The following is a 21,750-nucleotide window of genomic DNA, read 5'->3' as shown; positions in this document are numbered from 1 at the left end:
CTAATATGAAACTTATTAGACGGAACACAATGCTCTTGCTCATCAGCAGCCTCCTGCTGATGAGCTGTGGAGCAGACAAGTATATGAAGAAAGGCGAGAAGTTTCTCGCCTTAGGCGAATACTACGATGCCGCCGACCAGTTCAAGCAGGCTTACACGCGTACGCCAGCCAAGGAGCGCGACACCCGTGGAAAACGGGCTCTGAAGATGGCTCAATGCTACCAGCGCATCAATGCCACACCCAAAGCCATAGCTGCCTATCGAAACGCCATACGCTACAACCAGGCATCGAAGGAAGACCAACTGGCCTATGCCCGACAGTTGCTCAAGAATGGCGACTACCGACAGGCTGAGAAGGTGTTCCTGATGCTCAAAGACTCCATGCCTGGAAACCAGCTCGTTGCCAACGGACTGAAGTCGGCACAGATGGCACCCGAATGGAAGAAGCAGGGAAGCCGATACATCGTAAAACGCATGGATGTCTTCAACTCACGACGCCACGACTATTCGCCCGTACTCTTCGGCGATGACTACGACCAACTTTATTTTACCTCGACACGCAACGAGGCGCTGGGAGACGAACTGAGTGGAATCACAGGCACCAAGGCTGGCGACATCTTCCTCTCAGAAAAAGACGACCGAGGAAAATGGAGCAAACCCGAGGCCATAGGCACCGGACTGAACACCGACTATGACGAGGGAGCCTGCTGCTTTACGCCCGATGGCAGGGAAATGTATCTCACCCAGTGTGTCACCGACCCCTCATCGCCACGTTATGCACAGATAGCCACCTCACCACGTTCGGATGCGGCTTGGGGAAAAGCCACGATGCTGGAAGTGACGAAAGACACACTGAGCAGCTATGCCCATCCTGCCATCTCGCCCGATGGAGAATGGCTATACTTCGTTTCCGACATGCCTGGAGGAATGGGCGGACTCGACATCTGGCGTGTCAGACTTACGGCTGCCGGACTGGGAGGAGTAGAGAACCTTGGCGAACCTGTCAACACTCCTGGCGACGAGATGTTTCCTACCTTCCGTCCCAATGGCGACCTGTACTTCAGCAGCAACGGACATCCCGGAATGGGCGGACTCGACATCTACATAGCCAAAGTAGATGCCAAGACACGCCAATACAAGATAGAACATCCTGGTTATCCACTCAACTCAGAGGGCGACGACTTCGGAATGACCTTCGAGGGACCTCACAACCGAGGCTTCTTCTCGTCCAACCGTAAAGACGGACGCGGATACGACCATATCTACTCGTTCGAGAACCCCGAAATCGTTACCACCATCAAGGGATGGGTTTACGAGATGGGCGGTTATGAGCTTACTGCCGCACAGGTAATGGTGGTGGGCAACGACGGAACCTACAAGAAACTGCCTGTCAAGGGCGACGGCTCTTTCACTCTTCCCATCAAGCCTCATGTGGACTATCTGCTGATGGCATCGTGCAAGGGATTCCTCAATCACAAGGAAGAACTGCGTGTCGACACCGCCAAAGAGAGCAAGGAATATGTGCTGCAGTTCCCCTTGGCTTCTATCACAGCCCCGGTTCTTATCGACAACATCTTCTACGATTTCGACAAAGCCACCCTTACACCTGCCAGCACCAAGGCTCTCGACGAGCTCACAGCGCTGCTCAAGGAGAACCCTAATGTAACCATTGAGTTGGGAGCCCATTGCGACTATAAGGGAAGTGCCGAATACAATCAGCGCCTCTCGCAACGAAGGGCTCAGGCTGTAGTCGACTATCTCATCGCCCACGGCATAGCCAAAGACAGGCTCACGCCAAGAGGTTACGGATGGGAAAAGCCGAAGACAGTACGCAAGAAGATGACCGAGAAATATCCATGGCTCAAGGAAGGCGACGTGCTCACCACCGAGTTTATCACCAAGCAGACCAAAGAGCATCAGGAAATATGCAACCAGCTGAACCGACGCACCGAGTTTATCGTGCTGCGTACTACCTACGGACTCTTCGACGAGAAGGGAAATCTGAAGAATCCGCCTCAGCCCAAACAAAAGAAAGAAAACAAAAATGCAGAAGACGTCTTCGACATCGACTTCTGACAATAAGCAATAACACTACATCATGACCAAGATATTACCAGAAGAGTTTATACAGCAAACCCAGGAACTGATGGGTGAGGAAATGTTTGCGCAACTTTCCGACGCCATCTGTCATTCAGAGCCGCCAACAAGTATCAGACTCAATCGGTTCAAAGCGCCACAGGGAACGCATCTTGCCGACAATAGCAGCACAGATGCTGAAGCCGAAGTGAAGACACATAATGAGTCGGAAAAAACGGCTGCCTCTATTGTGCCCTGGTGTCCCGACTATGGCAGATACCTTACAGAAAGGCCCAACTTCACCTTCGACCCACTCTTCCATGCCGGTCTGTATTATGCCCAGGAAGCCTCTTCCATGTTTGTCGACCTCGTGGTAAGACAACTCATTCACGAGCCTGTTGTCATGCTCGACCTTTGTGCTGCACCTGGCGGAAAGTCTACAGCCGTGCGTAATGTCCTTCCCGACGGCAGTCTGCTCTTCAGCAATGAACCCATGCGCACACGAGCACAGATTCTCGCAGAGAACATGCAGAAGTTCGGACACCCCGACGTTATCGTTACCAATAACTACCCCAAGGATTTCCAGAAGGCTGGCGTTCTCTTTGATGTCATCCTCGCTGATGTGCCCTGTTCGGGAGAAGGCATGTTCCGCAAAGACGACGGGGCAATAAGCGAATGGAGCATTGACAATGTAAACAACTGCAGTTCTCTGCAACGCAGCATCATCGAGGACATTTGGCCCTGCCTCAAACCTGGCGGACTGCTTATCTACTCTACCTGCACCTTCAACAAACTCGAGGACGAGTTGAACGCAGCCCACATCATCTACATGAAGGGAGCAGAACCTGTAGAACTCGATATTGACGAGGCGTGGGGCATCACGGGCAATCTGACTCACCACAATTTCCCTGTATATCGTTTTCTGCCTGGCAAGACACGCGGCGAAGGACTCTTCCTCACCGTCATGCGAAAGAACGAGGATGCAGAGACACTCGATATCAAATCCGACAGATATAACAAGAGCAGAAAAAAAATAAAGGGAAAAAGCAGGGGCAACTCACCCTATTTACACATCCCCCAGGACTGGATCAATCATCCAGAATCCTATCAGGGCGCACGCATAGGCGATCATCTGTACGCCATATCGGAGTCATGGAGCAACATCTTTGACAGCGCATCTCCCAACCTCAAAGTTCTGCACGCTGGCATTGAGATAGGAACCATTAAAGCCTCACTCATCCCTGCACAAAGTCTGGCGCTGTCTATCGACTTGTCACGCCAAACTTTCCCACAGGTAGAACTCAATTATACCGATGCCTTGCGCTATCTGCGCAAAGAGGCTGTCAATCTGCCTGAAGGCACACCGCGCGGCTATGTGCTCGTCACCTATCGTGGAATTCCTTTAGGCTGGGAGAAGAACATCGGCAACCGTGCCAACAATCTCTACCCACAAGAATGGAAGATAAAGAGCAGCCACGTACCCGAAACCGACAAGCCTGTCATCACATGGTAAAACAGCAAGAAATAAGCCTCATCGCCTGCATTGCCCAGAATGGCGCCATCGGTTTTCACAACCATCTGCTCTACCCTATCAGGCAGGACATGCAGCGATTCAAGACGCTCACCACGGGACATACCGTCATCATGGGCAGGATGACTTATCTGTCGTTGCCCAACGGACCTTTGCCCAACAGGCGCAACATCATCGTCTCCAAGACAATGAAGAAGGAACAGAGTGCAGAGATGACATCTGCGAATGAAGCAGAATCAAAAAACAGAGAATTGTCTCATGCATCAGCACTTCAATACGAGGTGTGCCGCAGTTTGGAAGAAGCACTTTCCCGATGCCGCGACCAAGGCGAGAAAGAAGTGTTCGTCATCGGCGGAGCCATGCTCTATCGGTCAGCCCTCAGTCTTGCAACTCGTCTGTACCTCACCATCGTAGAAGATACGCCACAACAGGCAGATGCCTTCTTTCCTCTCACAGCCAACGAGGTGGAATGCTTAAACCAAGCAGGATGGAAGAAAGTGAAGGAGGAGACACATAACGAAGGCAAACTCACATTCCGATTTGTGGACTTAGAGAAATGTTAGAAAAACGTAAAAATAAAGACAACAAAATCATGCTGAAAAAATTATTCGGTTTTGACCCAGCTCAAAACAAGTTGAAAACAGAGATTGTGGCAGGTATTACCACCTTCCTCACCATGGCCTACATCCTGGCCGTAAACCCCAACATCTTCAGTAGTCTTGCCTCTCAGGGCATGGATACACACGCAGTATTCACCGCCACAGTACTGGCTGCTGTAGTAGGAACACTCATCATGGCAATATATGCCAAGAAACCTTTCGGACTGGCTCCCGGCATGGGACTGAACGCCTTCTTCGTCTTCACTGTGTGCCTCACCATGGGCTATCCCTGGCAAATGGCGCTCACGGCAGTACTTATCGAGGGGTTCATCTTTATCATCCTGTCAGCAACAGGCATTCGTTCGCTGATGGTTGATGCCATTCCTGCCTCTCTGAAACGTGCCATTGGTGCTGGTATCGGCCTCTTTATCGCCTTCATTGGTCTGAAGAATGCAGGCATCGTAGCTGCCAATGCCGCCACTCTTGTGACGATAGGAAAAATAACAGAAGGCTCGGCCCTGTTGGGTGCCATAGGCATCGTCATCACCAGTGTGCTTGTCATCAAGAAAGTGCCTGGAAGTCTGCTTATCGGCATCATCGCCACCACGCTGATTGGTATTCCTATGGGCATTACGAAGATTACGGGTCTGATAGACATTCCTCCTTCGATTACCCCTATTTTCTGTCAGTTTGACTTCTCCCGCATTTTCTCTATCGACATGGTAATCATTGTGCTGACATTTCTCTTTATCGATATGTTCGACACTATGGGCACCCTGGTTGGCGTATGTACCAAGGCAGGCATGATGAGCCCAAACGGCAAGATACATGGACTGAACAAGGCTTTCATGGCAGATGCTGTGGCAACAGTGACAGGAGCCTGCTTCGGAACCAGTACCACCACTACATACGTGGAGAGTGCATCAGGCGTAGCCCAGGGCGGTAGGACAGGTCTCACGGCTTTTGTCACAGCAGTCTGCTTCCTGATAGCATTGTTCTTCGCTCCCCTGTTCCTGTCAGTTCCTGCTGCCGCTACCACTCCTGTGCTCGTCATCGTGGGCTTGTTTATGATGTCGCCCATCAAGGATATCAATATGAACGACTATGCCGAGTCGATTCCTGCCTTCATCACCATCGTGATGATGCCGCTCACATATAGCATTTCCGACGGAATCCTGTGCGGTATGATCAGTTATGTACTTATCAACGCACTGTGTGGAAGCTTCAAGAAGTTGAGCATCACCATGTGGGTATTGGCGATTTTATTCGTACTGAAGTATATTTTCATTTAGAGAAGTTAAAGAAGTTAGAGAAGTTAGAGAAGTTTAATTCTCTAACTTCCCTATTTGCGAAAGCCCCCCGTTACTTATATATGAAATAAGAACTTCCATCGCTCTTACAGTATTTTTTGAGCAACGACTGTATGTATTCGGCATTGGCACGCACCTGTTGTTCGTTTCCATCATAGCCATTAATAAGCACCACAAGATGAGAGGTGTCTGACATCATCTTGGTGCGCTCATTGTCGCTGGTTGGCGTTCCAACGCCTCCCAGACTGTCTCTGTATACAGGCAGTCCCTCGATATTGATGTTTCCTCTTCCTATTCCTTCGTAAGGTTCACCGGCCTTGCCAACGCCCAGTGTTAGTGTATCGCCCTCAAACTTGTCGGCATCAAATCCTCCGATGCTGTAACCGAATGCGATGCTGGCAAGGTTGACCAGGTCGACGAGCGTGTCTCTCTGATAGAGTTGTTTGCCCTGAAGCATTCTCCTGATGAGCGCCTCGGAAGCAGGACGATAGCGCGAAGGATCTTTTCCGCAGGCACGATAAACCTTCCTTGTGGCGGCAATGCCACTCATTTCCTTCAGCGACTCTGTAGTCAGCGTGTCTCTGTATTTCTCGCCAAGGGCGTTAATCTCGTCCCACAGTTCCTGGCAATAAGGCGAATTCTGTACATTGGCTTCCACACAAGCCCCTACGAATTTGGGGCAAACTGTTTCTATCTCTTCTGATACGATAATTTTCATTTGCTGTATGTTTTAGTTGAAGATTCCATTGCTGTTGCAAAAATACAAAACTTTTCCGACAGTAGACGAAGGTATCAGGTATAAAAAACAAGAATCCCTGCAAATCTTACGATTTACAGGGTTTATCTTGGGTGGAAGGTGGGACTCGAACCCACGACATTCAGAACCACAATCTGACGCTCTAACCAACTGAACTACATCCACCATTTGGCTTTAAAAAGAGTTATTTCTTTTAAGCGAGTGCAAAGGTACGGAATTTATTTGGAATAACCAAACAAATTCCGCATTTTTTTCTAAAAAATTACTTTGCAGGAGTTGCAGGCACCGCAGGAGCAGCCTTTTCAGCAGCATTCTGAGCAGCAGGCGCAACCTTCTTGGCAGCATCGCTGTTAGCACCTGGCATAGCAGGCAACGCTGTCTGTTCCTGTGTAGCACCTTCCATCACGCTATTGTCGCCGATAGCCTGAGGAGCCACATAAGCACAAGCAACACTGAGGAAAACCATCGCTGCAGCGAGTCCCCATGTCAATTTTTCCACTAAGTCGGTAGTCTTGCGAACTCCCATGATAGAGTTGGTTGAAGAGAAGTTGGAAGCAAGTCCACCACCTTTAGATTCCTGGATGAGCACGATGAAGATCATCAGCAATGAAGCCAGGACGATTAAAACTACAAATAATGTGTAAGCCATTTTTGATTTTTGTTATTTATTATTTTTACTATTTATTATCAGTTTCTCCAAGAATCGCATCTGGTCAGTATAGTATGCGCTCTTGTTGGGTTGTTTATGATAGAGTCGCTCAATGATTTCGTGCGCTCTCTCGTACTTGCCCTGTTTGATATAGATGCGTGCGAGTGTTTCGGTGAAGATACCGCTGTTCTCTGTAGTCTCGCTGTTGCTGTTGACCTCGTCGTCATCTATGGCAGGTTTGTATTCCAGCTCAGCATCAGCTGTAGCATCGAGCTTAGGCAACTGGAATCCTCCATCGTCAATGAAGTCGTCGATAAGCGCCAGCGTGCGAGAGGAGTTGTTGTCCTTTTCCTGTTCCGCATCTTCTGTCTCCATCAGATAAGCCACATAGTCGACGGCAGCGTCGGCAGGCGTAGGCTTTCGCTTGTTTTTCTGTGCCGCGTCTTTCTCCTCTTCGGCATCATTGGGTATCGACTCGAGGAAGTTGTCTATCAAGTCGGAAGTTCGGTCGGAAGCATTGTTGGCATTTTCTGCCTTCTTCTCTTCCCGATTGGTTTCCTTCTTGAGTTGATAGTGAGCCGCCTCCACCATTCTGAATATCACCTTTCGGTCGGTGATATAGATAGCAGCCTTTCTCAGTTCCTCGTCGAAACTCGGGTCGTGGAGCAGGTAGAGGTTCTGCAACATCAAAAGGCGGGCTGTCTGATAGTACGGATAGAGTGCTAACAGTGCCCGGAGATCGTAAAGCGTCTCCTTGTTCATCTCCTCAGGATGTTGTATCAGTCTACTTAATTCCACGTTATAATTTCGCGTTATATTTTATTTCCTAATCTTTATATACAGAGTGTCGGCATTTGATTCTTCACCCTTTACTCATTTACCAGTTGGCCACGGTAGCATTGAAGATCTGTTCCACCAGGTCTTTCACCATCTGTGTGACGAGTTCTTCCTGTACGGCGTTCAGACTCTGCGTTGTGTCGTAGCTCTTGGTAGAGGTAAACTGGCGCTCGAAGTCCTCGGCATGGTTCTTGTTGTTGGTGAATCTCACATTGACAGTCATCGACAGCTCAGTCTGTGCAGAGTATCCCTCACTCGATACCGACTTGTTTCGCTGGCTGTACTGTGTGATTTCTCCCTCTATCTTGAGGTCTCCATTTCGCTTCACCTGTATCAGTCGGGTGTGGCTGGCGAACTCATCCTTCAACTGATTGTTGAACATCGGTCCCATAGGTCCCCAGACATAGGAGCTGCGAATAGGGAACTCGGCAAGCTCTATGGTCTTGGTTTTGGTATAGTCGATGCTGGCACCATTGAAGGCATACTTTACCGAGCATGCAGCCGTGGTGGCGATAATGGCGAAGATTACACCTATTATATATATATGCTTGAAGAGATGCTTCATTTTGTTATTTTCTTCTTGTCGTCTTAGCCTCTTGGCTTCTTTTATTTCTTCACATCGTCGCCATCGTCGTCCTCAGCCTCGTCGTTGTCGCCGAGCTTGTATGCCTTGATGCGTCGATACAGAGTTCTGTCGGATATTCCCAGTTCTTTGGCAGCTTTCTTTCGGTTGCCGTTGTTGCGTTCCAGTGCTTTCTCCACCATCTGCTTGCCCAGGTCGTTGAGGTTGAGCGTTTCCGCCTCATGTATTTCCTCCACTTCGGCATCCTCTGTGAATGGATGGTGCAACGCCTCGCTTTCCTTTTCGACAGGGGCTGGATAGCTTATGGGGGTTATGGGTGTCAGGGGCTGTGGTTCGGCAAAGCCTTTGGCTCCGTTGAGCTGTCGTGCCTCGTCGAGCTGTTTGCGCAGCGAGTTCATGTCGCGCCGCAGGTCGCTAACGTTGCCCCTCAGTTCGTAGAGAATCTTGTAGAGCAGTTCGCGCTCACTCTCATAGCTGTGGGTTCCTCCCTGCCCTGGTGCGATGGTAGCCAACTGTGTGGTCTCCTCGTCTTGCGGAATGAACCTGAGCAGCGTCTGTGCGTCGATTTCCCTTTCCTCGCTCAGTACCGACATCTGTTCGGTAATGTTCTTGAGCTGTCTCACGTTGCCAGGCCATTTGTATTTCAGCATGATGGCCTTGGCGTCATCGGTAAGCACAATTTTAGGCAGTTTGTACTTCTCAGCCATCTGCATGGCGAAGAGTCGGAACAAGAGCAGGATATCGTTCCCCCTCTCTCGCAGAGGCGGCATCATGATGGGTATGGTGTTGAGGCGATAGTACAGGTCTTCGCGGAAGCGTCCCTCGCTGACGGCCTTTCTCATGTTGACATTGGTAGCCGCCACGATGCGCACATTCGTCTTGCGCACTTCCTGTCCGCCCACGCGTATGTATTCTCCCGTCTCGAGCACTCTCAGCAGTCTTGCCTGTGTGGCGATGGGCAGTTCGCCCACCTCATCGAGGAAGATGGTTCCCTTATTGGCGATGCCGAAATATCCCTCGCTCTCGCCTATGGCTCCGGTGAACGAACCTTTCTCATGACCGAAGAGCTCACTGTCGATGGTTCCCTCAGGAATGCTTCCACAGTTGATGGCGAAATACTTCTCCCGTCTGCGTGGAGAATTGTCGTGAATGACCTTCGGAATGATTTCCTTTCCCACGCCGCTTTCTCCGATGATGAGCACAGAAAGATCAGTCGGTGCCACCTGCAGGGCGACATCGAGAGCTCGGTTCAATTCGTCGCTGTTGCCTACGATATTGTACCTCAATTTGATCTTCTGAAGTTCAGATGTATTCATTTAGCTGCCAAAATTACGCATTTTTTTTGAATTAACTGCAATATTGGCTTGAAAATAGTCCTTTTTTAACGTTTAACCTCTGGCGAATCTGCTTTCTTCTTTGGAATAGCGAATCTCACCTTCTCGCTGTCGTCTCTTTTCTCGTGGAAGAGTTTGGGCAGTGGGTTCTCGCAAGCCTCGTCGTAACTGCTGCGATATCTGAAGGTGTCGATGGCCAGATAGACGGCATTTCTGAAGGCAGACTCATCGGCAGTATTTGTACCTGCAATCTCGTATCCGGGCGTGATATCAGCGCTGGTTCGGATGACAGGCATTCCTGCTGTATAGATAACGCCCCGTCCGTCGTTGATCGACTTGAATGGAGCTGTAGCCTGGTCGTGATACATGGCCAGAACACCGTCAAACTCTCTGAAGTCGCCATTGCCGAAGAAGTCGTCGGCAGGATAAGGTCCGAAGGCCTGTACGCCCTTGCCTGCCAGCTCGTCGATGGCAGGAATGATGATTTCCTTCTCCTCGTTTCCGCAGCTTGTCTCCTCATTGTTCTTGGGGTTGAGTGCCAGCACGGCGATACGTGGATTGCTGATGTTGAAGTCGCGCTTGATGGTTTGCTGGAAGAGGGTTGCCTTCTCTACGATTTTCTCTACCGTGATCTGTGCAGCAACCTCTTTGAGCGGCAGTTTCTCTGTCACCGAAGCGATACGCAGCGTATCGCCCACGAGGATGCTGAGTCCCTTCTTTCCCTCACCGAGACAGGTCTCGATGTAGTGCTTGTGTCCCTTGAAGGCGAAGCCCTCGATGAATGCGTTCTGACTGTTGATAGGTGCTGTCACCAACACATCATACAGATCGTCTCTGAAGTCGGTCATGGCTCTGTCGAGAGCCTTCACCGCAGCCTGTCCCGACTCCTCTGTAGGCACACCCATGTCCACCTTCACCTCCTCCTCGACAGCCGCCAGAAGGTTGATGCGTCCTTCCTCGGCGTCTTCGGCCTTCTGGATGATGGAGAACTGCGCAGGCAGGTTCATGGCCTTGCGGTAGTAGGCTGCCACCTTGGGCGAGCCATAGACGATAGGCGTGCAAAGCTCCAGCATCTCGGGCTCTGCAAAGGTTTTAAAGATCAGTTCATATCCGATACCATTGGTATCTCCATGGGTGATAGCCACCCTGATTTTCTTGTTGTCCATTTTGGATTCTTATTTTATTGTAGAAAGAGCAGCCTCGAGCTGCTTGATTAGTATTTTCTTTTTCTTTTCGGGCGCATAGACGAAGCCAATGACAGCCATGCTGCCCCGTGTCCTCATCACGTAGGGTCCGCCCATGGCGTCGCCCTTCATCTCCCACAGTCCCCGCCTCATTCCCTGTCTGTCGGCCTGGCTCATGTCGGCAAGCTGCATGTACATGCCGTCGGTCTCGCCGGGCAGGTTTCGCTTCAGGGCGCTGTCGGCCTGGGCCTTCAGGTCGTCACGGCTCCGGCCGTGGCTCTTGGTCTTGAAGAATATCAGGCTCTGCATTCCCGTGCTGGCATTGTCGGTGAGCCATGCGAAGTCTTTGGCTTGCTTACCGGCATTCATCGAGGCAGGAATCCTCATGCTGATGCCGAAGCGCTGCCTCATCTCCTTCTGTCTGTCGGGATTCTGTGGCACGACGGTGGCAAGATGCCGTAGCTCCGATGTGTCAAAGAGGCTCCTCAGCTTCCCGCCGTCCAGCCTGTGGCGAAGCTGCTCAACCGACTGTGCCTGTATGTAGACGACGGTCTGCGGCACGGCACTCACGTCTTTCCTCATCTTCACGGCATAGCCTTTGTTATGGGCATTGATGTCCACCACGATGCGGTTTCTCACCAGCTGGTAGCTTCCGCGCACCTTTCCCTTCCTCACCTGTATAAGGCTGAACATCGGTTCGGGCTGTGGCAGATGCGGCATATCGGCCGTCATCATCCGGGTCACGATGCTGTCGCTGTCGCCTTCCAGCACCACCTCGTAGGGCAGCCCGGTGCTTGCGGGTTTTCTTCCACCCATGCCATCGCAGCCGACGAGTGTCAGCACCAGACAGCACAGCGCGGCACTAAGCCAGTTCGTTCTCATGCTGTCTTATCTCTCCTATCTTCTTCGATGTGCTCAGCAGTCCGCAGGCAGCATAGATGTCCTGTCCACGGCTGGCGCGGATGGTGGTGAACACACCGTGCTGGGTCAGATAGTCGCGGAACTGCTCCATCTTCTCGTCGCTCACTCCCTGCAGCGGGATGTCGGGAATCTGATGGAAGCGTATCAGGTTGAAGCGGCAGTCGAGCCCCTTCACCAGCCTGATGATGGCCTTGGCGTGCTGCATGCTGTCGTTCAGCCCCTTGAAGACGATGTATTCGAACGAGAGTCGGCGCTGATGCGAGAAGTCGTAGTTGCGCAACAGTTCCACCACCTGTTCTATTCCCATTCCTCTCTCTGCCGGCATCAGCTCGGCACGCTCTGCCGGTATCGGGTCGTGCATGGAGATGGCCACGTGGCACTCGCTCTCCTCGAGGAATCGTTTCAACTTATTCTTCACGCCCACCGAACTGACGGTGATGCGCTTGGGGCTCCATGCCCAACCATAGTCGGCAGTCAGGATGTCCGTGGCACGGAGCACATTGTCGAGGTTGTCCATTGGCTCGCCCTGCCCCATGAACACGATGTTGGTCAACTTGTCCACCTCGGGCAGCGAGTATATCTGGTTGAGGATGTCGCCTGCAGGCAGACTGCCCTCAAACCCCTGCTTTCCTGTCTGACAGAACAGGCAGTTCATCTTGCACCCCACCTGTGACGATACACAAAGCGTGGCGCGGTCTTTGTCGGGGATGTAGACCGTCTCGACAAACTTTCCGCTCCGTGTGGGGAACAGATACTTGATGGTTCCGTCTACCGAGTGCTGTGCGTCGGAATATCCGAAGCATCCTATTTCGTATTCTTCAGCCAGCTTGGCACGGTTGGCTTTCGATATGTTCGTCATCTCGTCGATGCTCTTCACATGCTGCTGATAGAGCCATTTTGCCATCTGTCCACTGGTGAAGGCAGGCATGCCCAAATCCTTGGCCACCTGCTTCAGTTCGGCGAGTGTCAGACCGAGAAGATATTTTTTTTCGTTATTCATAGTGCAAAGATACGCTTTTTTGCTGAAAAATTGTTATCTTTGCCACATATTTTAAGATAATAAGCAAAAATGAGAGAAAAAATAGACCTTTTCTTGCCTTTTGAAGCCTTGGAGAAGGGTGAAGAAACACTGCTCGAGCTTCATGAGAACAAGACGGTTCAACATATCAATCTGCTGGTAAGCAGCGACTTTGCCTCGCAGCACCAAGTGCCCGAAGGCTGTACCTTTGTAGTAATCGACAGAATGGAGTCATCCAACACGGTGATGAGCATAGCCGAGAACACGGATGCCGACTATCTGCTGTTGTGCACCAGGATGACGTCGGTGCGCTGGGGGCTCTATGCCCTGGAACGCTTTCTGCGCACTGCCGACGACACGGGAGCGGTGATGGTCTACAGCGACCACTACTCCTTGGAGGAAGGCGCCCTGACGAAGCATCCTGCCATCGACTATCAGGCAGGAAGTCTCCGCGATGACTTCGACTTCGGCAGCCTGTGGCTCATCAAGTCGCAGGCGCTGCTCGACTATGTGGCGCAGACCGACCGTGTGGATTATCAGTATGCCGGACTCTACGACCTGCGCCTGTATCTGAGCAGAAAGGGCGAGATATTCCATCTCAACGAATATCTCTACACCGAGGCCGAGCTCGACACCCGCAAGAGCGGCGAGAAACAGTTCGACTATGTCAATCCGCGCAACCGCGAGGTACAGATTGAGATGGAGCGTGCCTGCACAGCCCATCTCGAGAAGGTGGGAGCCATCGTCGACACCAACTTCTACCGCCAGCCCGACTTCGATGAGCAGGACTTCGCCTGCGAGGCCTCTGTCGTCATTCCCGTGTTCAATCGCGAGAAGACCATTGCCGACGCCGTGAAGAGCGCCCTGTCCCAGAAGACCAACTTCCCCTATAATGTCATCGTGGTCAACAACCATTCCACCGACAGCACCGGTGAAATCCTCGACTCGATAGACGACGGGCGCCTGATACAGATAGTGCCCGGCCGCACCGACCTGGGCATCGGCGGCTGCTGGAATGTGGCTGTCAACAGCGACCATTGCGGAAAGTTCGCCGTACAGCTCGACAGCGACGACCTGTATTCCTCACCCAAGACACTGCAGAAGATCGTCGACGCCTTCCACGAACAGAAGGCAGCCATGATCATCGGCTCGTACCGCATGTGCGACTTCGACCTCAACACCCTGCCCCCGGGACTCATCGACCACAAGGAATGGACCGAAGACAACGGCTGCAACAACGCCCTGCGCATCAATGGTTTGGGAGCACCACGCGCCTTCTTCACACCCTTGGTGCGACAGATACAGTTCCCCAACACCTCCTATGGCGAAGACTACGCCCTGGGACTGGCTTTCTCGCGCCGTTACCGCATAGGCCGCATCTACGACGAGCTCTATCTCTGCCGCCGCTGGGGTGGCAACAGCGACGCAGCCCTCAGCGTGGAGCGGGTGAATGCCAACAACCTATATAAAGACCGCCTGCGCACCATGGAGCTCAAGGCCCGACAGCAGATGCTGCAGGGCAAGGCCGACATCATGGAGGACAGCAGCATCTCGCGCTTCTTCAACCGACAGTTGGAGATGTGGGAAGACGCACGCCACCGCTTCCGCGACCTCAAGCACGCAGAGGTGCGCCAGCTCTCCGACCAGCTGAAGGTGCAGTTCAATCCTGCACGCATCGTCAGCACAGGCGCCAAGATAGACAAGCACACACTCGGCGAGCGCCCCTGCTTCCTGTGCGAGCGAAACCGCCCCAAGGAACAGATGACCAAGCAGATAGACGACCACTTCCAGCTCCTGGTCAACCCCTTCCCCATCCTGCCGGTCCACTTCACCATTCCCGCCACCAAGCACCAGCCACAGTCCATCTACCGCCATTATGGCGAGATGCACAGACTGCTGTCGCTCCACAGCGAGCTGATGGTGTTCTACAACGGTCCTAAGTGTGGCGCCTCAGCCCCCGACCACCTGCACTTCCAGGCTGGCACAAGCGGCGTGCTGCCCCTGCAGACCAACTGGCAACGCCTCTCGCGCAACCTCACCGACGTCATCTCGCTCAACGACGAGGAGAAGATTTCCGTGCTGCGCGACTTCCTCGTGCCTGCCTTCGTCATCATCTCGAAGAGCGAGGACAGCGACGAGGAACTCTTCCATCGCCTCTATCGCTCCATGCCGATGCGTGGCGACGAGAGCGAGCCCATGATGAACATCATCGCCTGGCGAAAAGGCGACGAGTTTATCAGCGTCGTCATCCCGAGAGAGAAGCACCGCCCTGACGCCTATTTCGCCGAAGGCGAGGCCCAGATGATGGTTTCGCCAGGAGCACTCGACATGGCAGGACTGATCATCACTCCGCGCGAGGAAGACTTCAGCAAGATCAACCTCGACAAAGCCACAGCCCTGCTGCGCGAGTGCGGCATTTCGGCAGAGAAGATGGAAGCCATCGTCAGCAATCTCAAGGCCTCTGCCGCGACCGCTCACGAGCATCCGCTCCAGCTGCTTGCCGGCAAGGGCAAACAGCCCAACGTGAACGTGGGCATCGTGAGCGGACAGAAGATTCACTTCTCGCTCAACAAGCCTTACCTGGCCAAGGGCGAGATGGTGACGGGCGAACAGGAAGTGGCGTTCTCCGAGGGCGGCATCCTGTGGAACGGCAACCAGTACAGCTCGCTCACCTTCCATCCGCAGAGCGCCGACGCCTCCTTCTCGCTCAGCGACGTGACCATAGGCGTCAACTTCCATTGGGAACGCAAGGAGACACAGACCTTCCTCGGCACCCTGCACTTTGTAGTGGAGTCGGACAAGATATGCGCCATCAACGAGCTGCCCGTAGAGCGATACCTCGAGAGCGTCATCTCGAGCGAGATGAGCGCCACGTCGAGCCTCGAGCTGCTCAAGGCCCATGCCGTCATCTCCCGCTCGTGGCTCCTGGCACAGATGAAGAAGCGCCGCGAGGTGGCTGAGTCGGGCAACAACTTCTTCTCCTTTGTCAAGAAAGACGACCGACTCATACGCTGGTACGACCGCGAGGACCACACCATCTTCGACGTCTGCGCCGACGACCACTGCCAGCGCTATCAGGGCATCACCAAGGAGACTTCGCCCCATGTGGCAGAAGCCATCCGGCAGACCAAGGGACAGATCCTGATGGACGGCGACGACATCTGCGACGCACGCTTCTCGAAGTGCTGCGGCGGCGTCACCGAGGAGTTCCAGTACTGCTGGGAGGACACACCGAAAAACTATCTCAGCAGCGTGCGCGACATCATACAGGGCGTGAAGTCTGTCGGCTCCGCATCCCCAGCCCCACTGCCCTCGCTGCAAGACGAGGCTGCTGCCGATGCCTGGATCCGCTCCAACCCTCCTGCCTTCTGCAACACCACAGACAAGAAGATACTCTCGCAGGTGCTCAACGACTACGACCAGGAAACAGCCGACTTCTACCGCTGGAATGTGACGCTGACCCAGGAGAAGCTGAAGCAGCTGCTCGACGAGAAACTGAAAATGAATTTCGGCGACATCCTCGACCTTCAGGCCGAAGAGCGAGGCAAGAGCGGACGCATCAGCAAGCTGCGCATCGTGGGCACCGAGAAGACATTCGTCATCGGCAAGGAACTCGAGATACGCCGTGCCCTGAGCGACACCCATCTCTACAGCTCTGCATTCGTGGTCGACAGATGCGACATCGACGAGAAAGGCGTTCCGCAGCGCTTCGACATCATCGGAGCCGGATGGGGACACGGTGTGGGACTCTGCCAGATAGGTGCCGCCGTCATGGGCGAGGAAGGCTTCGATTACGACGCCATCCTGTTGCACTACTATCAGGGAGCCGAAATCAAGAAAGTATATAAATAAGAGAAGTTAAGGGGTTAACTCCTCAGCGACCGAAGGGAGCGATAACTCCTTAACTCCTTTAACTCCTGAAAAAACATTTCAAAAAAAGTGGCAACAAATAAAAACAGCAGGAGTCCCTGGGCTTGGATTCCAACCTTATATTTTGCAGAAGGACTGCCCAACATCATTGTCACGGGTCTTTCTGTCGTAATGTACATGCAGATGGGACTCACCGACTCTGAGGTGGGCCTCTACACAGGCTGGCTGGCCCTGCCATGGGTCATCAAACCCCTGTGGAGTCCGTTCATCGACTTGCTGAAGACCAAGCGCTGGTGGGTGCTCACCATGCAGGCGCTCATCGGAGCAGCCCTGGCAGGCATCGCCTTCTCCATCCCCACGGCATTCTGGTTTCAGGCCACGATGTGCTTCTTCTTCCTCATCGCCTTCTGCAGCGCCACGCACGACATCTCTGCCGACGGATTCTACATGATAGAGCTCGACGGGCACAACCAGACCAAGTATGTGGGTCTGCGCAACACCTTCTACCGACTTGCCATCATCTTCGTCAACGGCGTCTTAGTGTCGCTGGCAGGCGTCCTGCAGGTAGTGTTCCGCAACCAGATACGCTTCTCGTGGGCGCTGATATTCTATGGCCTGGCAGGCATCTTCATCGCGCTGTGGCTCTATCACAGCCGTTTCATGCCGCGTCCTGCCGACGATGTGCAGACCGAACGGAGCGTGGGCGAAGTGGCTCACGAGCTGAAGAACATGTTCGGCACGTTCTTCCAGAAGTTTCCCGTCAAGGAAACCATCTGCGTCATGCTCTTCCTCCTGCTCTATCGATTCCCCGAGGCCCTGCTCAACACCATGACCAAGACCTTCATCCTCCGCCCCAACTCACAGGGCGGACTGGGACTCTCGCCCCAGGAATATGGCTTCGCCAATGGCACCGTCGGACTCATCGGACTCCTCCTGGGCGGTATCATCGGCGGCATCCTGGTGAGCCGCGACGGCATGAAGAAGTGGCTGTGGCCCATGGTCATGGCGATCACACTGCCCGATGCTGTCTACATCTTCCTGAGCTACTCGCTCAACTCCAACCTCATCGTGGTTTCCTCCTGTCTGTTTGTCGAGCAGTTCGGCTATGGCTTGGGCTTCACCGTCCTCACCCTCTACATGCTCTTCTACAGCCAGGGCAAGTTCAAGACCTCCCATTATTCCATCTGTACGGGCATTTCCTATCTCGGCCTCATGCTTCCCGGCATGCTCTCGGGCTATCTCAAGGACATGGTGGGTTATCGCCTGTTCTTCATCATCGTCATGGCGTGCTGCACCATCACCTTCGTAGTCACCGCCTTCCTCAAGATCGACCCCGACTTCGGAAAGAAAGAACCCATTCCCCTCGACGCCGAGGAAGAAGAGGAAGAATAAGGGGGGGGAGTAATTCCCATAAAAAAAGGCCGCCGAGAATCGTCTCAGCGGCCTTTTCTTGTTAAAGTATTATAAAACATTCGTCTCTACCATTGTGATATCATTTTAATATCATATTTTTGCGATATCAAAATGATATCAACATAAACAGTAAAATATGGAAAATAAGGAATTTGCATTTCAGGGCAAGACCATAAATGGCATCCTGATGTTAGTAATCAACCTTCTCGTCTTCCTGACAGGAATAGGAATGTTTGTATTGACTTGCCTGTCAGAAGAAACATGGCAGGCCTGTGTATGCGGCATCAGCAGCGCAGTGCTCCTCATCCTGAGCATCATCTGCGTTTGCGGTTTTATCCTCGTAGAGCCGGGACAGGCACGCGTACTGCTTTTCTTCGGTAAGTATCGTGGTACGTTTACCCAGCCAGGTTACTATTGGCTGAATCCGTTTATCAGTCAGAAAAAACTCTCGCTCCGAGTGCGCAACCTCGATGCCGAACCCATCAAGGTGAACGACAAGACGGGCAACCCCATCATGATCGGCATGGTATTGGTATGGAAACTGAAAGATACCTATAAAGCCATTTTCGAGATCGACACCCAGACGATGGCAGAAGGTTCTGTCGGCCAGGCTGGCGTCGGAGCCTCTGCCGCACAGGTGATGAACATGTTGGGCCGTTTCGTTCAGATTCAGGCAGATGCAGCTCTCAGACAGGTGGCAGGACAGTATGCCTACGACGAGGACGAGGACGACAACAGCAGCAAGAAAACGCTTCGTGATGGAAGTGACGAAATTAACAAGGAGTTGGAGGCTCGCATCGACGAGCGTTTGGCGATGGCAGGCATCGAGGTAGTAGAGGCTCGCATCAACTATCTGGCTTATGCTCCGGAGATTGCCGCCGTGATGCTTCGTCGTCAGCAGGCTTCGGCCATCATCTCTGCCAGAGAGAAGATTGTGGAAGGCGCTGTCTCGATGGTGAAGATGGCTTTGCAGAAACTGAGCGACGAGGAAGTAGTCGAGCTGGACGACGACAAGAAGGCTGCCATGGTCAGCAACCTGCTCGTAGTGCTCTGTGGTGACGATACCGCCCAGCCTGTGGTGAATACGGGTACATTGAATCATTAACAGCATGGCTAAAAAAGAGACAACTACCAAGAGTTTTATATTACGCATCGATTCGGAAACGATGAGTGCCATTGAGGCATGGGCTGCTGACGAGTTCCGTTCCACCAACGGCCAGTTGCAATGGATCATCTCCGAAGCGCTGCGCAAAGCAGGCAGACTGCCTAAGAAACAGAAAACTGCAACGAATACTTAACTGAAGTTTCGCATGCATGGAAGTTATAGAAGTTAAATAAAATTTGAATCAAATGAAAAACAAACTGTTGCATTTTGCGCTCGACCTGTTCAGTGCCAGCGATGACGAGGAGCAGGACAGCATCTTCGCACAAGTCAAGATTTATCGCACAGCAAGTGTCAGAATTTTCGAGTACGTCATCGGAATCCTGTTGCTTGCCATTTGGCTCCTCACCATCGTAAACATCACTCATGTCGCAGCCGAGGAATGGCACTCTTGTCTTATCATCGCCATCTGCGGCACAGTCAGCACAGGTCTCAGCTTCCGTCACAGCTATCATCCGTCGGCCTCCGATCTGCCATTCGTCAAGATAGTCAACGCCCGGCAAGTACGCTGCCTGTCGCTTTGCGGTCGCCTGCAGTCTGTTGTTTATGCACTCTTCTTTATATGGGCCGGCTGTGCGGAATGGATAGAGAGCGAGAGCATCTTCTTAGGCGGAATGATAACATGCTTAGCCCTTTTGGTTCTGAATTGCATATTCTTTACCTACAAGATATACAAGTTGCGAAACCTGGTAGAAGTAGAAGCCCCCTCGCCCACTATCCGGAACGAGAAACTCCTCATCGTCGGCACATTGGTGTTGTCCATAGCTGTAGGGTTCGGAGTACATTATCTTCCGTTCTGGGACAGTCTGCCTGGTTTGCTGAGTGGATTTTTGAGGGGCTTAGTCTCCATAGCCCTGATTGCCGGCATCATCTGGGCTGGCAACAGATTCTTCGGCCTTTTCCGCGAAATAGACAAAGAGAGTTCTGATTCGCCCGACAAACAATAACACCCTCCCAACACAAAATGCTGTCATCGGTCAGGTCAGAGAACCCGTCAGATGGCAGCATTTTTTCATTCTCAGCATCAAAGACCCGAGAAATAAGTCTTCAGCGCCGCTACATATTCCTGCATGGCCTGTCGGCCAGCCTCAGTCATTCTGCAGACTGTTCTCGGCTTGGAGCCCGAGCCGTCAGTCTCCTTCTCGATATAGCCAGCCGAGGCAAGTTTGTCCAACTGCACACTCAGGTTGCCCGCTGTAGCCTCCGTTTTCTCCTTCAGATACACGAAGTCGGCTTCTTCAGCACTCAGCAACACCGACATGATGGCAAGTCTCAACTGACTGTGTAATAGAGGATTCAGTTCCTGCATCATTTACGCTGTTTTTTTGATTGATAGTTCAGATAATGTCCTGGCGCGACAAGCGTTATCGCCGAGGAAACCGCCATCAGCATCGGCCATGCCAGGCTAATCACTGCGCCCGTGCATAAGTCATGCAGGAAGCCCACTCCCATCATGACACCTATCAAGCCGCACAGCTTCAGCAGCTCTTCCTTCAGAATGGTGCCGGTGCAGTAGGTTCCTATACCGGGCAGCAACAATCCCAGCAGAAACATTCCCGACCAGCCTTCCATCTCGGCCCAATACCCGAGACTGTAAACGGCATAGGCGGCAAACACACCTGCCAGGCACGCCCAGATACTGTTGATACTCTTCGAGGTGTACGTAGAAGGCACATTCTTTTTCTTTCTTCCAGCTATCAGCGTGGCGACGCCACCCATAACGGGAATGCCCAAGTAAAGCCATCCCCAGGCTCCAGGACCAGTATATGCCGCAACAAAGACGGCAAGCGACACGACCATACACACATAACCCCAAATCAGGAACGTATTGCCCGAACCTACTGTCGAATCCCTTCTTGTCTGCTCTATCATCTGGTTGATGAGCTCAAGGCTCTCCTGCTCAGAAATCTTCTTTTCTTCCATTTTTCTTTTAGTTTGCGACTCCTTATATAATAAAGGAGTCCGGTTGAACACTTAGTTTATTTTATAAACCATGAGTGTAAAAAGAGAAGCAAGGAGGTCGACTCTCACTTGCTTTAAGCTAGCATGATCACTCTTCACACACATGATTTCGGGCACAAAGATAACATAGTTTATTTTATAAACCAAACTTTTTTGCATCAAAAACAAATATTTAACTTTAGTTTACAAAATAAACCATTCCCCCCTCATGGGCTGCAGAGGGGTTATTTCTCCTCTTCTCATAGCATGAAAAGTAGTTTCTTCTTGACCAAGAAGACTGTTGGTTATAACTTCTAACGACCGAAGGGAGTGATAACTTATGAACTTGCTAAAGTTCAGTAAATATAAAAACATGTTCATCTTTTGCATTTTGTAAGTTTTATTTACTACATATTCACTCTTAAAACTTGCTATTTTGTGATTGTATATTTATACATTTCGTTCTGGGGCTTTATTTTGCATTTTTATGCATGAACATCATTCTATTATATTATGGATAAATATCCATAATACACAGATAAAATCTGCATAAACACTACAAGACC

At 52.0% G+C, this 21,750-nt stretch carries 19 protein-coding genes and 1 tRNA gene; 9 read left to right on the top strand and 11 right to left on the bottom strand.

Going from position 1 to position 21,750, the window contains the following annotated elements:
* Positions 1 to 5: 5 nt before the first annotated feature.
* The 4 genes from porE to P3T48_RS02665 are packed head-to-tail and all read left to right on the top strand — an operon-like array spanning position 6 to position 5,497.
* Positions 6 to 2,075, top strand: a complete 2,070-nt coding sequence (gene porE, locus P3T48_RS02680) for a PorE family type IX secretion system protein (RefSeq protein WP_276505530.1) — start codon at positions 6 to 8, stop codon at positions 2,073 to 2,075.
* Between the two features lie 22 nt (positions 2,076 to 2,097).
* Entirely contained in the window at positions 2,098 to 3,588 is a 1,491-nt protein-coding gene (locus P3T48_RS02675) for a methyltransferase RsmF C-terminal domain-like protein (protein WP_276505529.1), read from the top strand.
* Positions 3,531 to 4,169, top strand: coding sequence for a dihydrofolate reductase (locus P3T48_RS02670; RefSeq protein WP_276505528.1), 639 nt, complete (start codon positions 3,531 to 3,533; stop codon positions 4,167 to 4,169). Before P3T48_RS02675 ends, P3T48_RS02670 begins: the two co-directional genes overlap by 58 nt.
* Positions 4,170 to 4,198: 29 nt before the next feature.
* Entirely contained in the window at positions 4,199 to 5,497 is a 1,299-nt protein-coding gene (locus P3T48_RS02665; protein ID WP_276505527.1) for an NCS2 family permease, read from the top strand.
* A 70-nt stretch (positions 5,498 to 5,567) separates the two neighbouring features.
* Here P3T48_RS02665 and P3T48_RS02660 read toward each other — a convergent pair whose 3' ends face one another.
* From P3T48_RS02660 to rlmN, 9 genes are all read right to left on the bottom strand, one after another.
* Positions 5,568 to 6,233 carry a B3/B4 domain-containing protein gene (locus tag P3T48_RS02660; RefSeq protein ID WP_276505526.1) on the bottom strand — a complete coding sequence of 222 codons (666 nt, stop codon included), beginning with the start codon at positions 6,231 to 6,233 and terminating at the stop codon, positions 5,568 to 5,570.
* 129 nt (positions 6,234 to 6,362) lie between these two features.
* Positions 6,363 to 6,438, bottom strand: a tRNA-His gene (locus P3T48_RS02655).
* Between the two features lie 96 nt (positions 6,439 to 6,534).
* Positions 6,535 to 6,921: a preprotein translocase subunit SecG gene (gene secG, locus P3T48_RS02650; protein ID WP_158462401.1), complete on the bottom strand. Its 387-nt coding sequence runs from the start codon at positions 6,919 to 6,921 to the stop codon at positions 6,535 to 6,537.
* Positions 6,922 to 6,933: 12 nt separating this feature from the next.
* Complete coding sequence (locus P3T48_RS02645; protein WP_276505525.1) at positions 6,934 to 7,719, bottom strand: DUF8458 domain-containing protein; 786 nt, start codon at positions 7,717 to 7,719, stop codon at positions 6,934 to 6,936.
* Positions 7,720 to 7,798: 79 nt separating this feature from the next.
* On the bottom strand, positions 7,799 to 8,323 hold the full coding sequence (lptE, locus tag P3T48_RS02640) for an LPS assembly lipoprotein LptE (protein ID WP_022252275.1): 525 nt from the start codon (positions 8,321 to 8,323) through the stop codon (positions 7,799 to 7,801).
* A gap of 41 nt (positions 8,324 to 8,364) precedes the next feature.
* The gene (locus P3T48_RS02635) at positions 8,365 to 9,657 is read right to left on the bottom strand and encodes a sigma-54 interaction domain-containing protein (protein WP_158462402.1); all 1,293 of its coding nucleotides are present in this window, start codon (positions 9,655 to 9,657) and stop codon (positions 8,365 to 8,367) included.
* Between the two features lie 65 nt (positions 9,658 to 9,722).
* A complete protein-coding gene (locus P3T48_RS02630; RefSeq protein ID WP_276505524.1) occupies positions 9,723 to 10,841 on the bottom strand; it encodes a PdxA family dehydrogenase in 1,119 nt (372 codons plus the stop codon).
* Positions 10,842 to 10,850: 9 nt separating this feature from the next.
* Entirely contained in the window at positions 10,851 to 11,741 is an 891-nt protein-coding gene (locus tag P3T48_RS02625; RefSeq protein WP_276505523.1) for a DUF4837 family protein, read from the bottom strand.
* Positions 11,722 to 12,780 (bottom strand): dual-specificity RNA methyltransferase RlmN, encoded by a 1,059-nt coding sequence (gene rlmN, locus P3T48_RS02620; protein ID WP_276505522.1) that lies wholly within the window; start codon positions 12,778 to 12,780, stop codon positions 11,722 to 11,724. The genes P3T48_RS02625 and rlmN overlap by 20 nt, the downstream gene beginning before the upstream one ends.
* A gap of 69 nt (positions 12,781 to 12,849) precedes the next feature.
* Between rlmN and P3T48_RS02615 the strand changes: the two genes are divergently transcribed.
* The 5 genes from P3T48_RS02615 to P3T48_RS02595 all read left to right on the top strand — a co-directional run bounded on the left by P3T48_RS02615 (position 12,850) and on the right by P3T48_RS02595 (position 20,190).
* Positions 12,850 to 16,650 carry a DUF4922 domain-containing protein gene (locus tag P3T48_RS02615; RefSeq protein WP_276505521.1) on the top strand — a complete coding sequence of 1,267 codons (3,801 nt, stop codon included), beginning with the start codon at positions 12,850 to 12,852 and terminating at the stop codon, positions 16,648 to 16,650.
* Between the two features lie 87 nt (positions 16,651 to 16,737).
* The gene (locus P3T48_RS02610) at positions 16,738 to 18,060 is read left to right on the top strand and encodes an MFS transporter (RefSeq protein WP_276505520.1); all 1,323 of its coding nucleotides are present in this window, start codon (positions 16,738 to 16,740) and stop codon (positions 18,058 to 18,060) included.
* Positions 18,061 to 18,217: 157 nt separating this feature from the next.
* Positions 18,218 to 19,186, top strand: a complete 969-nt coding sequence (locus P3T48_RS02605) for an SPFH domain-containing protein (RefSeq protein ID WP_276505519.1) — start codon at positions 18,218 to 18,220, stop codon at positions 19,184 to 19,186.
* Positions 19,187 to 19,190: 4 nt separating this feature from the next.
* Positions 19,191 to 19,379: a type II toxin-antitoxin system antitoxin gene (locus P3T48_RS02600; RefSeq protein ID WP_276505518.1), complete on the top strand. Its 189-nt coding sequence runs from the start codon at positions 19,191 to 19,193 to the stop codon at positions 19,377 to 19,379.
* A gap of 52 nt (positions 19,380 to 19,431) precedes the next feature.
* Entirely contained in the window at positions 19,432 to 20,190 is a 759-nt protein-coding gene (locus P3T48_RS02595) for a hypothetical protein (protein WP_158462408.1), read from the top strand.
* A gap of 77 nt (positions 20,191 to 20,267) precedes the next feature.
* Here P3T48_RS02595 and P3T48_RS02590 read toward each other — a convergent pair whose 3' ends face one another.
* Together P3T48_RS02590 and P3T48_RS02585 are read right to left on the bottom strand one after the other, a co-directional pair.
* Entirely contained in the window at positions 20,268 to 20,555 is a 288-nt protein-coding gene (locus P3T48_RS02590) for a winged helix-turn-helix domain-containing protein (protein WP_158462409.1), read from the bottom strand.
* Positions 20,552 to 21,166, bottom strand: coding sequence for a hypothetical protein (locus tag P3T48_RS02585; protein ID WP_158462410.1), 615 nt, complete (start codon positions 21,164 to 21,166; stop codon positions 20,552 to 20,554). The genes P3T48_RS02590 and P3T48_RS02585 overlap by 4 nt, the downstream gene beginning before the upstream one ends.
* Positions 21,167 to 21,750: the final 584 nt, after the last annotated feature.

It is taken from the genome of Segatella intestinalis, assembly GCF_029348455.1.
Lineage (GTDB): Bacteria > Bacteroidota > Bacteroidia > Bacteroidales > Bacteroidaceae > Prevotella.
The sequence above is the reverse complement of the archived record's forward strand: the minus strand, read 5'-3'. Positions and strand labels throughout refer to the sequence as shown.